The 13,492-nt window shown below is 60.0% G+C and carries 12 protein-coding genes; 10 read left to right on the top strand and 2 right to left on the bottom strand.

Annotation, left to right across the window (positions count from 1 at the left end; genetic code table 11):
- Positions 1-303: 303 nt before the first annotated feature.
- On the top strand, positions 304-1,107 hold the full coding sequence (gene exoR, locus FHT86_RS08080; RefSeq protein ID WP_133706324.1) for an exopolysaccharide production regulator ExoR: 804 nt from the start codon (positions 304-306) through the stop codon (positions 1,105-1,107).
- 9 nt (positions 1,108-1,116) lie between these two features.
- On the opposite strand, the gene xth is transcribed toward exoR, so the two are convergent.
- Together xth and erpA are read right to left on the bottom strand one after the other, a co-directional pair.
- Complete coding sequence (xth, locus tag FHT86_RS08075) at positions 1,117-1,902, bottom strand: exodeoxyribonuclease III (protein ID WP_133706323.1); 786 nt, start codon at positions 1,900-1,902, stop codon at positions 1,117-1,119.
- A gap of 129 nt (positions 1,903-2,031) precedes the next feature.
- Positions 2,032-2,364, bottom strand: a complete 333-nt coding sequence (erpA, locus tag FHT86_RS08070; protein ID WP_133706322.1) for an iron-sulfur cluster insertion protein ErpA — start codon at positions 2,362-2,364, stop codon at positions 2,032-2,034.
- 310 nt (positions 2,365-2,674) lie between these two features.
- Here erpA and FHT86_RS08065 point away from each other — a divergent pair, with 310 nt between their 5' ends.
- From FHT86_RS08065 to tatC, 9 genes are all read left to right on the top strand, one after another.
- Positions 2,675-3,892: a deoxyguanosinetriphosphate triphosphohydrolase gene (locus tag FHT86_RS08065; RefSeq protein WP_133706321.1), complete on the top strand. Its 1,218-nt coding sequence runs from the start codon at positions 2,675-2,677 to the stop codon at positions 3,890-3,892.
- A gap of 54 nt (positions 3,893-3,946) precedes the next feature.
- Positions 3,947-5,707, top strand: a complete 1,761-nt coding sequence (argS, locus tag FHT86_RS08060; RefSeq protein ID WP_133706320.1) for an arginine--tRNA ligase — start codon at positions 3,947-3,949, stop codon at positions 5,705-5,707.
- Between the two features lie 62 nt (positions 5,708-5,769).
- Positions 5,770-8,646 carry an SPOR domain-containing protein gene (locus tag FHT86_RS08055; protein ID WP_133706319.1) on the top strand — a complete coding sequence of 959 codons (2,877 nt, stop codon included), beginning with the start codon at positions 5,770-5,772 and terminating at the stop codon, positions 8,644-8,646.
- A 114-nt stretch (positions 8,647-8,760) separates the two neighbouring features.
- Positions 8,761-9,774 carry a beta-N-acetylhexosaminidase gene (gene nagZ, locus FHT86_RS08050; protein WP_133706318.1) on the top strand — a complete coding sequence of 338 codons (1,014 nt, stop codon included), beginning with the start codon at positions 8,761-8,763 and terminating at the stop codon, positions 9,772-9,774.
- Positions 9,775-9,798: 24 nt separating this feature from the next.
- A complete protein-coding gene (locus tag FHT86_RS08045) occupies positions 9,799-10,644 on the top strand; it encodes a ScpA family protein (RefSeq protein WP_133706317.1) in 846 nt (281 codons plus the stop codon).
- Positions 10,645-10,684: 40 nt separating this feature from the next.
- Complete coding sequence (gene scpB, locus FHT86_RS08040) at positions 10,685-11,383, top strand: SMC-Scp complex subunit ScpB (RefSeq protein WP_133707112.1); 699 nt, start codon at positions 10,685-10,687, stop codon at positions 11,381-11,383.
- Positions 11,384-11,635: 252 nt separating this feature from the next.
- Positions 11,636-11,842: a twin-arginine translocase TatA/TatE family subunit gene (locus tag FHT86_RS08035; RefSeq protein ID WP_133706316.1), complete on the top strand. Its 207-nt coding sequence runs from the start codon at positions 11,636-11,638 to the stop codon at positions 11,840-11,842.
- Positions 11,843-11,897: 55 nt separating this feature from the next.
- The gene (tatB, locus tag FHT86_RS08030; RefSeq protein ID WP_133706315.1) at positions 11,898-12,584 is read left to right on the top strand and encodes a Sec-independent protein translocase protein TatB; all 687 of its coding nucleotides are present in this window, start codon (positions 11,898-11,900) and stop codon (positions 12,582-12,584) included.
- Positions 12,581-13,408 (top strand): twin-arginine translocase subunit TatC, encoded by an 828-nt coding sequence (gene tatC / locus FHT86_RS08025; protein ID WP_133706314.1) that lies wholly within the window; start codon positions 12,581-12,583, stop codon positions 13,406-13,408. The genes tatB and tatC overlap by 4 nt, the downstream gene beginning before the upstream one ends.
- Positions 13,409-13,492 lie beyond the last annotated feature (84 nt).

Raw genomic sequence — 13,492 nt, 5'->3', positions numbered from 1 at the left:
CGGAAAGGCATTATTTCCCGAGGGAATCCGAAAATCGTTCGATCTCGAGTCTCTCTCTTTGGGCAGCGAAGCGGCGGGCTGTTTCAAGAGCGACATGCGATGACACCAGTGTGAATGCTCGTTTGGACATAATTTCGGACTACGCTCGGAAATGTGGCGAACGGCATTGGGCTGGTGCCCTGCGGACCTCCTCAAGAGGAGATCTCGCTGGTTCGCGCGCCGGTAGGGAATACATTCGCAGACCTTACGGTGCAGATGGGATCACCGTAGCGGATGCGGATGGAGCGAAAGAAATCGACTGTTATGTTTAAGTCCGAGTTCATATCAGCGAGAGTCATGATGCTCAGCCTGTCGCTTGCCACCTCTGTGGCGCTCGCAGGCCAAGCCCTGGCATTTGACATCAATGCGGGTGTCACCAAGGAATCAGGACCTTTCGATCTCTTCAAATTCGGCTTCCGGGCCTACAAGAACGGCCAGAAGGAAGAGGCGGTCGAAGCCTATCGTTACGCTGCCGAGAAGGGGCATACCGGCTCGCGCTGGGCGCTGGCCAATATGTATGCGGACGGCGATGGCGTGACGCAGGACGATTTCGAGGCCTTCAAGATTTATAGCGAGATCGCCCAGCAGGGTGTGGAACCCGGTTCCGAGGATACCGGCTTCTTTATCAACGCGCTGCTCGCGCTCGCCAATTATTACAAGACCGGCATTGCGAACAGTCCGGTCAAGATCGACCTCAATCAGGCACGCCAGCTCTATTTCCAGGTCGCATCGACATTCGGCGTTCCCGAGGCGCAGTTCCAGCTCGCGCAGATGATGCTGGCGGGCGAGGGCGGTGCCGCGAATGTGCAGCAGGCCAAGAAGTGGCTGAACCAGGCCCGTAAGAGCGGCCATCCCGGTGCGATGGCCGTCTTCGGCAATATTCTCTTCCAGGAAGGCCAGTCCGTGCGCGGCCTCGCCTTCATGACGGCCGCGCTCGACAAGTGCAAGCCGAAGGACTGTTCGTGGATGGAAGACCTTCAGGAACAGGCCTTTTCGATCGCCAGCGAGGACGATCGTCGCGTCGCGGTTTCCATGGCGCATCAACTCGACGTCGCAGGCGCCGAATAATCCTCGATCTCAGAAATTGAAGTGCGCGATGACGGGAACGTGGTCCGAGGGTTTTTCCCAGGCGCGCACGTGTTTTTCGATCGCCGCAGAGGTCAGGCGATCGGCCGCTTCCGGCGATAGCATCAGATGATCGATGCGGATGCCGTTGTTTTTCTGCCAGGCGCCAGCCTGGTAGTCCCAGAAGGAATAGAGCTTGACTGCGTCCGTCGTGGCGCGCACCGCATCGGTGAAGCCGAGATGCTCGAGCTGACGAAAAGCCTGGCGGGTTTGCGGCAGGAATAGCGCATCATTCTCCCAGACCTTCGGATCGAAACAATCATGCGGCTCCGGGATGACATTGTAGTCGCCGGCGAGAATGGTCGGCTCTTCCAGAGCCAGCCGGCCGACCGCGAATCTCCGCAGACGTTCCATCCAGGCGAGTTTGTAGGGATACTTTTCCGTATCGATGGGATTGCCGTTTGGCAGATACAGGCAGCAAACGCGAAGTGCGCCGTGTTCCGGCACAGAAAATACCGCTTCAATGAAGCGTGCCTGTTCATCGGCATCGTCGCCGGGCAAGCCGCGGGTCACCTCGTCGGGCTTCATCTTCGACAGAATCGCCACGCCGTTGAAACCCTTCTGCCCATGCGTCTCGACGTGATAGCCGAGCGCCTCGATCTCGAATCGCGGAAAGCCTTCGTCGACCGTCTTGATCTCCTGCAGGCAAACGATATCGGGATCGGAGTCCTTCACCCACTGGCACAGGTTCTCGATACGCGCTTTGACGCCGTTGATGTTCCAGGTGGCAATCTTCATGAAAGGGCGGCTCCTCTGCTTTGGTTTTCTTTTTATCCGCAGCAAACGACCTTGGCCACCCATCCAAATGAAAACCGGCCGAAAGCAACAGCTTCCGACCGATTATCATTCTGTGGAAAAGCAGGAGCGTCAGATCGAAAAACTGGTGCCGCAGCCGCAGCTTGCGACCGCATTCGGATTCTTGATCTGAAAGGACTGACCGAGCAGATTGTCGACGAAATCGATCTCGGAGCCGGCCATATAGACCAGCGACAATTGATCGATCAATACCGTAGCGTCGCCCTTTTCTACAACGATATCATCGTCTTGCGGGCCGTCAGCAAGATCGAATTTGTAGGAGAAGCCGGAACAGCCGCCGCCTTCGACGGCGACGCGGAGCGCCCGCTTGCCGGCCTCGGCGCTGACGATCGCGGCGATTCGCTTTGCCGCTGCGTCTGATAGGGTTACACTTGTCTCAGTCATGCTTTCCTCCTGCCGGGGTCAAGATCCGGAGAGAACCAATGGGCCGTCCGACTTTCAAACGGCTGATATCCATAGCCTTTATCATGAAAGTGCGGCCGGTGACAGCTATGGTATATGGTTGAGCCATGCGCCATTTTGCTGTTTTTCTTAGGTATAGGTATGAAGGCCGTGAAGCGGCGTCAATGGGCCAGAGCATCCTGCTTTTGAATGGCATCATCAAAATGCGGAGAAGATGCTCTGGATTGGAAGAATAGAGCGACCTTTACGTTCAATCGAACGCGCGGCGTTCTAGCGCCGGAATGGATGGATAATGACGATCGACAGGCATGCATTGGGTTTCGGTTATGGTGAGCGGGCTGTTTATGCGACCGATCCCTGGGAATCGCGTGGGCGGCTTTACGAGGAGGGATCGAGCCCGACTCGCTCCGATTTCCAGCGCGACCGCGACCGCATCGTGCATACGACCGCTTTCCGGCGGCTGAAGCATAAGACGCAAGTCTTTATTGCGCAGGATGGCGATCACTACCGTACGCGCCTCACGCATACGATCGAGGTGGCGCAGATCGCCCGAGCTTTGGCGCGTGCGCTGAAGCTTGATGAGGATCTCGCCGAAGGCGTGGCGCTCGTCCATGATTTCGGGCACACCCCCTTTGGCCACACTGGCGAAGACGCGCTGCATGAGATGCTGCTGCCCTATGGCGGCTTCGACCACAACGCACAGTCGCTGCGCATTGTGACGAAGCTCGAGCGGCGTTATGCCGAATTCGATGGCCTGAATCTCACCTGGGAGACGTTGGAAGGGCTGGTCAAGCACAACGGTCCGCTCCTGACGCCCGATGGCAAGGGCACGCGCGGCCCGGTGCCGCAGCCGATCCTTGATTATTGCGAAATCCACGATCTGGAGATCGCGACCTTTGCCAGCCTGGAGGCGCAGGTGGCGGCGATCGCCGACGACATCGCTTACAATACCCATGACATCGATGACGGCCTGCGCTCCGGCTATCTGAATTTCGACATGCTGGAGGAGATTCCATTTCTCTCGGCGCTGATGGCCGAAGTGAGGGCGCTCTATCCGCATCTGGAAGCGAGCCGCTTCACGCATGAGATCATGCGCCGGCAGATCACACGCATGGTGGAGGACGTGATCTCCGTCGCGCAGCAGGCGCTCAGCGAGGTCAAGCCGGACAGTGTTGCCGATATTCGTGCCGCCGGCCGCATCATTGCCACCTTCTCGCCTGAGATGGCCGAGACGGATAGACAGATTAAGCAGATGCTCTTCAAGCGCATCTATCGCCATCCGGATATCATGCGCATCCGCGCCGGCGCCGCACAGATCGTCACGGACCTGTTCCACGCCTATATGGACAATCCCAAGGAGATGCAGAGCCATTATTGGGTCGATCACATCGCCGGCCTTGCCGTTGCCGCCAAGGCTCGCCATGTCGGCGACTACCTGGCAGGTATGACCGACACCTATGCCATCAGCGCTCATAGGCGTTTGTTTGACCAGACTCCCGATTTGCGGTAGGCAGCGGCGGCGTCAGGCCGACAGGGCCTGCCCAAGCTATGCGTGGACATTATCATGAACCTTTTCACCGACTTCGAAGTACGAATTAAGAACGCTCTCGAACAAATTGATATTGTGAAAGAAAAGCGATCCGAACTCGACTTCGGCCGTATCGGCGTGGAGCCGCCGAGAGACGCCAGCCACGGCGATGTTGCCACCAACGCGGCTATGGTGCTGTCGAAGCCGCTCGGCACGAACCCGCGCGCGCTCGCTGAGATCATTATCGCTAAGCTGAGGGAAGATGCTGACGTTGCCGAGGTTTCGGTAGCCGGTCCAGGCTTCATCAATATTCGCCTTTCGGTCGGTTATTGGCAGCGCCTGCTGGCGACGATGATCTCCGAAGGCGAAAAATTCGGCCGCTCGACTCTCGGTGGCGGCCAGAAAGTCAACGTCGAATATGTCTCCGCCAATCCGACAGGGCCGATGCATGTCGGCCATTGCCGTGGCGCCGTCGTTGGCGATGCGCTGGCGAACCTGCTCGGCTTCGTCGGCTATGACGTTACCAAGGAATACTACATCAACGACGCCGGCTCGCAGATCGACGTGCTGGCGCGGTCGGTCTTCCTCCGTTACCGCGAAGCGCTCGGCGAGCAGGTTGGCGACATCCCGGCCGGTCTTTATCCCGGCGATTATCTCGTTCCGGTCGGTGAAGCGCTGGCGAAGGAGTTCGGCACCAAGCTTCGCGGCATGCCGGAAGACCAATGGCTGCCGATCATCAAGGAACGCTCCATCGACGCGATGATGGCGATGATCCGCGCGGATTTGGATGCGCTGAACGTCCATCATGATTTCTTCTTCTCGGAGCGGACCTTGCATGCCAACGGCGCGGCCCTGATCCGCACCGCCATCAACGACCTGACCTTCAAGGGTTATGTCTATAAGGGTGCGCTTCCGCCCCCGAAGGGCCAGTTGCCGGAAGATTGGGAAGATCGCGAGCAGACCTTGTTCCGTTCGACGGAAGTAGGCGACGATATCGACCGGCCGCTGATCAAGTCGGATGGTTCCTACACCTATTTCGCGGCCGACGTCGCCTATTTCAAGAACAAGTTCGACCGCGGCTTCAACGAGATGATCTATATTCTCGGCGCCGACCATGGCGGCTATGTCAAGCGGCTGGAAGCCGTGGCGCGCGGCGTATCGGATGGCCAGGCGAAGCTGACGGTGCTGCTGTGCCAACTGGTCAAGCTCTTCCGCAATGGCGAACCGGTGAAGATGTCGAAGCGCTCCGGCGACTTCGTCACGCTGCGCGACGTGGTCGATGAGGTCGGCCGCGATTCCGTACGGTTCATGATGCTGTATCGGAAGAGTTCCGAGCCCCTGGATTTCGACTTCGCCAAGGTAACCGAGCAGTCCAAGGACAATCCGGTCTTCTACGTACAATATGCGCATGCGCGCTGCATGTCAGTCTTCCGCCAGGCCAAAGAAGCCTTCCCGGATCTCGATATCGCGTCGCTTGATCTGGCGAAAGCCGTTAGTGGCGTGATCTCCGATCCAACCGAATTACAGTTGATTGCAAAGATTGCGGAATTCCCGCGAATCGTGGAGGCTGCAGCTCAGTCGCAGGAGCCTCATCGCATCGCCTTTTATCTTTACGATTTGGCGAGTTCCTTCCATGGACATTGGAATAAAGGTAAAGATTTACCTGAATTACGATTTGTTAACGATAAGAACCGAGAATTAAGCATTGCCAGACTTGGGCTGGTGTACGCTGTCGCGTCGGTTTTGAAGTCGGGTCTTGGTATAACCGGGACCGCAGCACCGGATGAAATGCGATAAACGTCACCATTTGCCCACATTGCACTGGCATTTAACTGTAGCGTTTGCGAGTGGATTGGGTGATGGCAGAAAAACAGTTGGCGTATCGCGCAAGCGGAAACGACGAGTTCTTTGCGGATGATGATCCGCTTGCCGAACTCGCCCGCATCGTCGGTTTCGAGCCGCGGCCTGCCGCCCAGGCGGCGCCCGCAGCTCAGCGACAAGAGCCGGCCTTCGATCTCGAAGATGAGCTCTTGCGGGAATTCGAGCGCTATGATGCGCCACGTTTGAGTCCTGCTGATGACATTCCGGTCTCGCCGGAAGATCAGCCCTTTGCCGGCGAAGCCGAGCTCTCGCATCCGGTAGAGCAGACGCGCACCGAACCACAGTTTGTGGAGATGCCGCAGCCTGTGGCTCCGGTTAAGCCGGCCGCCGGCGTGCGCGATCTGATCGACGAACTCGAAATGTCGATCGCGCCGGCTTTGCAGCCCGCGCCGGCTCCTCAGTCTGTCCCGGCGCCGCAGGCGGCGGCTCCGGCCCGGAAGCCTGTCGTTACACCGACGCCGCAATCCGCTGCCGCCACCGTGCGGTTGCCGCTTGCCAATTTCACCGTCGCGGCTCCGCCGCAAACGCGCGAACAGGCAACGCCTACGGCTCAGGCTCCAGTCGCGCCGCCCGTTGTTCAGGCGCAGCCGCCCATCGAAACGGCGCTCGATTTCGATTTGCCGATGATGCAGGACGCGCCTCGGGCCCAGCCCGCTGCGGCTCAACCGGCAGCACCGGTTGCCAGTGCATCGGAGCCCGCCAAGCAGGCTCGCATGGACGCTGCGGCTCTTTCTGCCGAGATCGATGATCTGCTGGCCGATGTCGACCGGTATCCCGTTCCGGCCAGAAGCAGCGCACCAGCGGCGAAGACCGAGCCGGACCTCGATATATTCGGTTCGCAGTCCATGGCTTCCTCGTCGTCAGCATTCGTTGTTGATGCTCCGGCTGCTATTGCGCCTGCGCCCGCCGCCGCCACGATTCTGCCGCGCGAAGAACCGAAGTCGATCGTCTTGGAAGCCGAAGACCCCTTCGCCGGCCAGGACTTCGAGTTCGATCTCGCAGATATCGAAATGGAACTTGCCGAGCTCGATTTCGCTGAATCGAGCAAGCCCGCTCCGATCGCCGCACCGCAGCCTGCTCCGATCGTTTCTCGGGCTACGCCGGTAGCACCGCCTCCGGCTGCTCCCGTAGCCCCGACGGTCGCCGCGCCGCGCGTCATGCAGACTCCGCCTCCAGAGCCGGCTCCGCAGCGTCCGGCTCAGCCGGCCATCGTTGCCGCAGCACCGGCCGCGGCGCGCAAGGCTGCGCCTGTTCTAGATGCCGATCAGGCACTGCCTTTCGATCCTGCTGAAATCTCCGATACGGAAGACCGCGTCGAGAATTTCGAAGGCTCGCATGTTCCGAACCTGCCGCCTGTCGAGCCGGAACAGCCGATCGTGGTTCCACCGGAATACGATTTCGATATCGACTCAGAAATGGCGAGCCTGTTCGGCACTCCTGTTAAGGAAACGGCTCCCGAGCCGATCAAACCGGCCGCCGCAGCCGCCCTCGGTGGTGCTTCGATGGCTGCATCCTGGTCCAAGAATGCGGCGGCAAAGCCTGTCGCGACGGCCGCCAAGCAGCCTGCCGATGAGTTCGACGAGTTCGAACGGGCGTTGGAAGAAGACTTCCGCCGCAGCTACCGTGAAGCGTCCAATCCGGTCGAGAACGTCGCCCGCATGACGCTGAACCCGGCGGCTGTAACCGGCCGCCGCCCGGCACGTTCGTTCCGTGGCCTGGCGACCGCCGCTGCCGTCATTGCGGTTCTAGGTCTCGGAGCCTATGGCGTCTACGGCTGGATTCGCCATGGTTCGCCGATCTCGAGCTTCTCCGGCGAGCCGCGCGTCATCACGGCGGATGCAGATCCGGTCAAGGTCGCTCCGGAAAACCCGGGCGGTACCGTGGTTCCCAACCAGGACAAGGCTGTCTATGACCGGGTGGCCGGGGACAGCCCTGCTGCACCGAAGCAGAAGCAGCTGGTTTCCTCCAACGAGCAGCCGGTGGATGTCGTCCAGAAAACTCTGATTCCCGAATCTGTATCGCCGGACGACGGCAGCGACGAACAGGTCACTCCGACACCGGTCGGTGAAACCGAGGATCCGCGGCTGTTGCCGAATCAGAATGGCAACAATACGGACACTGCTGCCAACGACGATGCTCAGGTCCCGTCGGTGTCGCCGCGCAAGGTGCGTACCATGATCGTCAAGCCGGACGGTTCGCTGGTCGCTCGCGAGGAGCCGGCTGTCGACAACACCACGACGGCCGCGTCGCCGGCTTCGACGCCGAAGACCCCTCCAGCAAGGCCGGCGACCGGAAGCCAAGTCGCCTCCGCCGATCTCCGCCCTTCGACGGAAGACGCGCAGGCGTCGCAACCGGCAACGGCCCAGCCTACTGATGGCGATGCCGCTAGCGCCGAAAGCACGCCGATCCGTGTCGTGAAGACGACTCCGGTCCCGACCTCGCGTCCGGCGCAGCAGCCGACGAAGACCACTGCCGACACTGCCATCGCTGCCACGAACAACGGCGCTGCCGCTCGTCCGGCTCCAGCTCAGCCTAAGCCCCAGCCCCAGCAGGTCGCGTCGGCAAGCCCGGCTGCCGCCCAGGCGGCCCCGGCTGCATCGGCAAGCGCGGGCGGTGCTTACGGCGTGCAGATCGCTTCGCTGCCTTCGGAGGCGGAGGCGCAGAAGTCGCAGGCTAATCTGAAGGCGAAGTTCGCCAGCGTCATCGGCGGTCACCCGCTCGAAATTCGCAAGGCCGACATCGCCGGCAAGGGCACCTACTATCGCGTCCGCGTTGTCGCCGGCTCCAAGGACGAAGCGGCCGACATCTGCCAGCGCTACCGCGCCGCAGGCGGCACTTGCCTGATCTCGAAGTAAGAGATCGAGGCCAGATGATTACGGAAAGCGGCGGGCTGAGGCTCGCCGCTTTCTTTTTGTGTATCTCGGTTTGAGGTTATTCGCATTTCGCGAGGCGGCCTTTATGATTCGAACATGACCGAATCAAAATCCATGATCCTCGGCTGTAGCGGCCATTCCATCACGCCCGAAGAGCGTTCCTTCTATCAGTCGGAACAGCCGTGGGGCTTTATCCTCTTTGGACGCAACATTTCCGAGCCGGCGCAGATAGCTGATCTTGTTGCTTCCTTGCGCGATAGCGTCGGCCGCGATGCACCGGTATTGATCGACCAGGAAGGGGGCAGGGTGCAACGCATCCGCCCGCCGATCCTGCCGCATTATCCATCCGGTCAGGCGCTCGGCGATATCTATCGCAAGAACCGCGAGCAGGGCCAGCGCGCCGCCTGGCTGATGTCGCGGCTGCATGCATTCGATCTCCTGAAATTCGGCATCAATGTCGATTGCCTGCCAGTACTCGACGTGCCTGTCGAAGGCTCAAGCAATGTCATTGGCAACCGCGCCTACGGTAGCGATCCCGTGACGGTGACGGAGATGGGACGCGCGGCTGCCGAAGGCCTCAAAGCTGGCGGCGTCCTGCCGGTGATGAAGCACATGCCCGGCCACGGCCGCGGTTTTGCCGATTCGCATCACGAATTGCCGGTTGTCACGGTTCCGCGCGCGGAGTTGGAGGCACATGACTTTCCGCCATTTGTGGCGCTCAAGGACGAATTGATGGCAATGACCTGCCATGTCGTCTTTACCGACATCGATCCCGTCAATCCGGCGACAACCTCGCGCAAGGTCATCGACGAGATCATCCGCGGTTATATCGGCTTTCAGGGTCTGCTGCTGTCCGATGATACCTCAATGAATGCGCTCGCCGGCACGATCGGTGAGCGGGCGGCGAATATTATTGCGGGCGGATGCGATATCGTGCTGCACTGCAACGGCGTCATGGAAGAGATGCAGCAGGTGGTGCGCAATGTTCCGGTATTGGCCGGTGCCGCGCTGGCACGTGCGAAGACTGTTGAGGCAGCGTTCGGCCGCAACGACGGTGCCGACGAGGCTTCGATCCGTGCCGAATTCGATGCGATGTTTGCGGTGGCGTAAGACCGAACTCCAGGGATCTGAGGGGTGAACAAGGTGGACGGCACGGAAAAGAGCCTGCAGGCGGTGACGCCAATGGACAAGGTGTGGCAGGACAATGGTGCAGAGCGCGGCATGCATGAACCGGCGCTCGTCATCGACATTGCCGGCTTCGAAGGCCCGCTCGACCTTCTGCTGCATCTCGCTCGCAACCAGAAGGTCGATCTGTCGCGCATCTCCGTGCTGTCGCTCGCCGAGCAGTATCTGCTGTTCATTGAGCGCGCCCGGCGGATTCGCATCGAGCTTGCCGCAGATTACCTCGTCATGGCTGCCTGGCTCGCCTATCTCAAGTCGAAGCTGCTCATTCCCCAGCAGAGCAAGGAAGACGGCCCGACAGGCGAGGAAATGGCTGCGACGCTGGCCTTCCGCCTGAAGCGCCTCGAGGCCATGCGCGACGCGGCGACCGATCTCGTCAACCGCAATCGTCTCGGCCGCGACGTCTTCGTCCGCGGCGCGCCCGAACATATTCCCGACCGGCGCCAGTCGGCCTATGACGCCAGCCTCTACGATCTTCTCACCGCCTATGCGAGCTTGCGTCAGCGTCAGGCGATCACCCAAGTGACGATCGAGCGGCGACGCGTCTGGTCTCTCGTTGATGCCCGTACGATTCTCAGCCGAATGATCGGTGAAATCACCGACTGGACCGCTTTGGAACACTATCTGCTGCGCTACATGACCAGTTCGAGCGAGCGCGTTACCGCTATCGCCAGCACCTTTGCCGCCTCGCTGGAGCTCGTGCGCGAAGGGAAGCTGGAGATTCGCCAGGAGGGAGCGTTCCAGCCTCTCTATATGCGGCGCGGGGCGAACCATATAGAACTCGAGGCGGCGGAATAGGATAGGAGCGAGCGTGAGCGGCCCGGACAACGACCATCACATGGACGACGAAGCGGCTGCGCCGACAGCCTCGGTTGTTGATGCCCACGTCGTCCGTGAGGCAGAGCGCATAGCCGAAGCCCTGGTTTTCGCCTCCGCCCAGCCGGTTTCCGAAGGCTTTATCGCTGACCGCGTCGCGCGCGGTGTCGATGTCCGCTCTGTCATGCAGAGCCTTAGGGCCGATTATGCGACGCGTGGCGTCAATCTGATACAGGTCGATGGCGCCTGGGCCTTTCGCACGGCTGCGGATCTTTCCTTTGTGATTCGTCGCGATGACAACGAGGTCCGGAAATTGTCGCGCGCCGCACTCGAGGTCCTGGCCATCATTGCCTACCACCAGCCGGTGACGCGTGCCGAGATCGAGGATATCAGAGGTGTGCAGACTTCAAAGGGGACGCTCGACGTGTTGATGGAATCGGGCTGGGTTCGTTTTCGCGGACGCCGGCGTACTCCCGGCCGGCCGGTGACGCTGGGTACGACCCGGGATTTCCTCGATCATTTCGGCCTGGAAGAGTTGCGCGACCTGCCCGGTCTCGAAGAATTGAAGGGGGCCGGGCTGCTTTCGGGCCGTATTCCCGCCAATTTCAACATTCCGTCGCCATTGATGAGCGACGAATTGACCGAGGACGAAGATCCGATCACGCAATTGGATCTCGAGGAACTTGGTCTTTTGGCGCCGGGCGGCGCTTCGGACGATTGACCCAAAACCGGCGCTGACAGCGCATCTCAGGCTGATCGGCAGCTATAAAGCTTTTTTCCAGGTATTGGCGCCAAGTCTCGGTTTTGCCATTAGCGGATGCGAATATGGAAATCATTCTCCAGGGTTGGAGATGTTCGGCCGCGGCTTTGGCGCTCGCTATCCCCATCTGCGCCGATGCAGTACATTTTGGTGTTTGAAAAACATCCGCAAACGTCTTACATCGGGAAGACGTTGAAATTGGGAGTTATCGCAATGGGTTCTCTAAGCATATGGCACTGGCTGATCGTCCTGGCCATCGCGCTTTTGTTGTTCGGCCGTGGAAAGATCCCGGAGCTGATGGGTGATGTTGCCAAGGGCATCAAGAGCTTCAAGAAAGGCATGAACGACGACGAGGAGACGCCGCCGTCCCCGACGACAACGTCGCGGACGGTTGAACACAAGGCCGACGAATCGAAATAATCATGTCGGGTCCGTCAGGAGCTGATACGCTCGCTGTCGGCCCAGGAGCCTTTTCATGTTCGACGTAGGCTGGTCTGAGCTGCTGATTATCGCGGTCGTGGCGCTTGTGGTCATTGGCCCTAAGGAATTGCCGGCGACGTTGCGGACGATCGGTAAAATGACGGCGCGGGCCCGAAAAGTGGCGGGCGACTTCCGCGCGCAATTTGATGAGGCTATGCGTGAGGCCGAGCTGGATGATGTGCGCCAGACGATCTCCGATGCGCAGAAACTCAATCCGGTCAATTCATTGCGAGAGGCAATGAATCCGTTGCGGCAGATGGGCAACGAGATCAAGGCTGACCTGCAGCGTTCGACAACAGTGGATAAGCCTGCTGTTTCGACATCGACACCAGCAGAGCCGGTTTCCGAGCCGTCCATGGGATTGCCGGAAACGCCTCCGATCGTTCTTGCGGCGAGCGAGGCAACACCGGTGGTTTCGCCTGCGCCGTTGATGACACCGCAACCGGCCGTCGTTGCCGAGGAGACGTCGCCTAAGCCGAAAGCGGTCCGCAAACCGCGGGCTAAAGTGCCGGCCAAGACGGACGAGGTTGTCGCAGCGGTAGTCGACACATCCGTTGTTGCGGAAAAGCCGAAGCGCGCGCCGCGCAAGGTTTCAGCTGCCGCCACAGATGTTCCCGCCGCCGCTCCAAAGAAGCGCCCAGCGGCGAACAAAACAACGCCTAAGAAGAAGGACCAGGCATGACGGGTGATATTGACGATAAGCCACAGCCGCTTATCGAACACCTCATGGAATTACGCACCCGGCTGATCTGGTCGCTGGTGGCGTTTTTCATTGCCTTCGTCGGCTGCTTCGCCGTTGCGAAGCATCTCTTCAACTACCTAGTCTACCCTTACAAATGGGCTGTCGTCTGGGCCCATCTCGATCTCGCCAAAGCCGAGCTGATTTACACTGCGCCGCAGGAGTTTTTCTTCACGCAGGTGAAGGTCGCAATGTTCGGCGCGCTGGTCATCGCCTTCCCGATTATTGCCGCTCAGATCTACAAATTCGTTGCGCCCGGCCTCTATAAGAACGAGCGTGCCGCCTTCCTGCCGTTCCTGATCGCGTCACCGGTCCTGTTCTTGATGGGCGCGGCGCTTGTCTATTTCTTCTTCTGCCCCATGGTCATGTGGTTCTTCCTGAAGATGCAGCAGGCGCCGGCTGACGGCCAGGTGGGTATCGCGCTGCTGCCGAAGGTCTCGGAATATCTGAGCCTGATCATGACGCTGGTCTTTTCCTTCGGCCTCGTCTTCCAGCTGCCAGTCATCACCACGTTGCTTGCCCGCGTCGGCCTGCTGACCTCGCAGTGGCTGGCGGAAAAGCGTAAGTTCGCAATCGTGTTCGCCTTCATCGTCGCCGCGGTGCTTACACCGCCGGATCCGATGTCTCAGATCGGCCTTGCACTGCCGACGATCCTTCTCTACGAGATTTCCATCTACGCGGCGCGACTCGTGGAACGCCAGCGTGCCCGGCAAGTGCTCGAGGAGAGTGACGAGACGTCTGATGTCGCCAAGACGGATAGTGTCTAAGCGTCAGATCCGGATCGTCTTTTCATAGGGTTTTGCTGGTTCGATCTCCGACCGAAATCTCGGTCGGAGCTACGCTCATGTGCA

The sequence above is a fragment of the Rhizobium sp. BK313 genome, assembly GCF_014193655.1.
Lineage (GTDB): Bacteria > Pseudomonadota > Alphaproteobacteria > Rhizobiales > Rhizobiaceae > Rhizobium.
The sequence above is the reverse complement of the archived record's forward strand: the minus strand, read 5'-3'. Positions and strand labels throughout refer to the sequence as shown.

Coding starts and splice junctions, on each gene's coding strand:
- exoR (WP_133706324.1), top strand. CDS start 304: ATGTTTAAGTCCGAGTTCATATCAGCGAGAGTCATGATGCTCAGCCTG.
- xth (WP_133706323.1), bottom strand. CDS start 1,902: ATGAAGATTGCCACCTGGAACATCAACGGCGTCAAAGCGCGTATCGAG.
- erpA (WP_133706322.1), bottom strand. CDS start 2,364: ATGACTGAGACAAGTGTAACCCTATCAGACGCAGCGGCAAAGCGAATC.
- FHT86_RS08065 (WP_133706321.1), top strand. CDS start 2,675: ATGACGATCGACAGGCATGCATTGGGTTTCGGTTATGGTGAGCGGGCT.
- argS (WP_133706320.1), top strand. CDS start 3,947: ATGAACCTTTTCACCGACTTCGAAGTACGAATTAAGAACGCTCTCGAA.
- FHT86_RS08055 (WP_133706319.1), top strand. CDS start 5,770: ATGGCAGAAAAACAGTTGGCGTATCGCGCAAGCGGAAACGACGAGTTC.
- nagZ (WP_133706318.1), top strand. CDS start 8,761: ATGACCGAATCAAAATCCATGATCCTCGGCTGTAGCGGCCATTCCATC.
- scpB (WP_133707112.1), top strand. CDS start 10,685: ATGGACGACGAAGCGGCTGCGCCGACAGCCTCGGTTGTTGATGCCCAC.
- FHT86_RS08035 (WP_133706316.1), top strand. CDS start 11,636: ATGGGTTCTCTAAGCATATGGCACTGGCTGATCGTCCTGGCCATCGCG.
- tatB (WP_133706315.1), top strand. CDS start 11,898: ATGTTCGACGTAGGCTGGTCTGAGCTGCTGATTATCGCGGTCGTGGCG.
- tatC (WP_133706314.1), top strand. CDS start 12,581: ATGACGGGTGATATTGACGATAAGCCACAGCCGCTTATCGAACACCTC.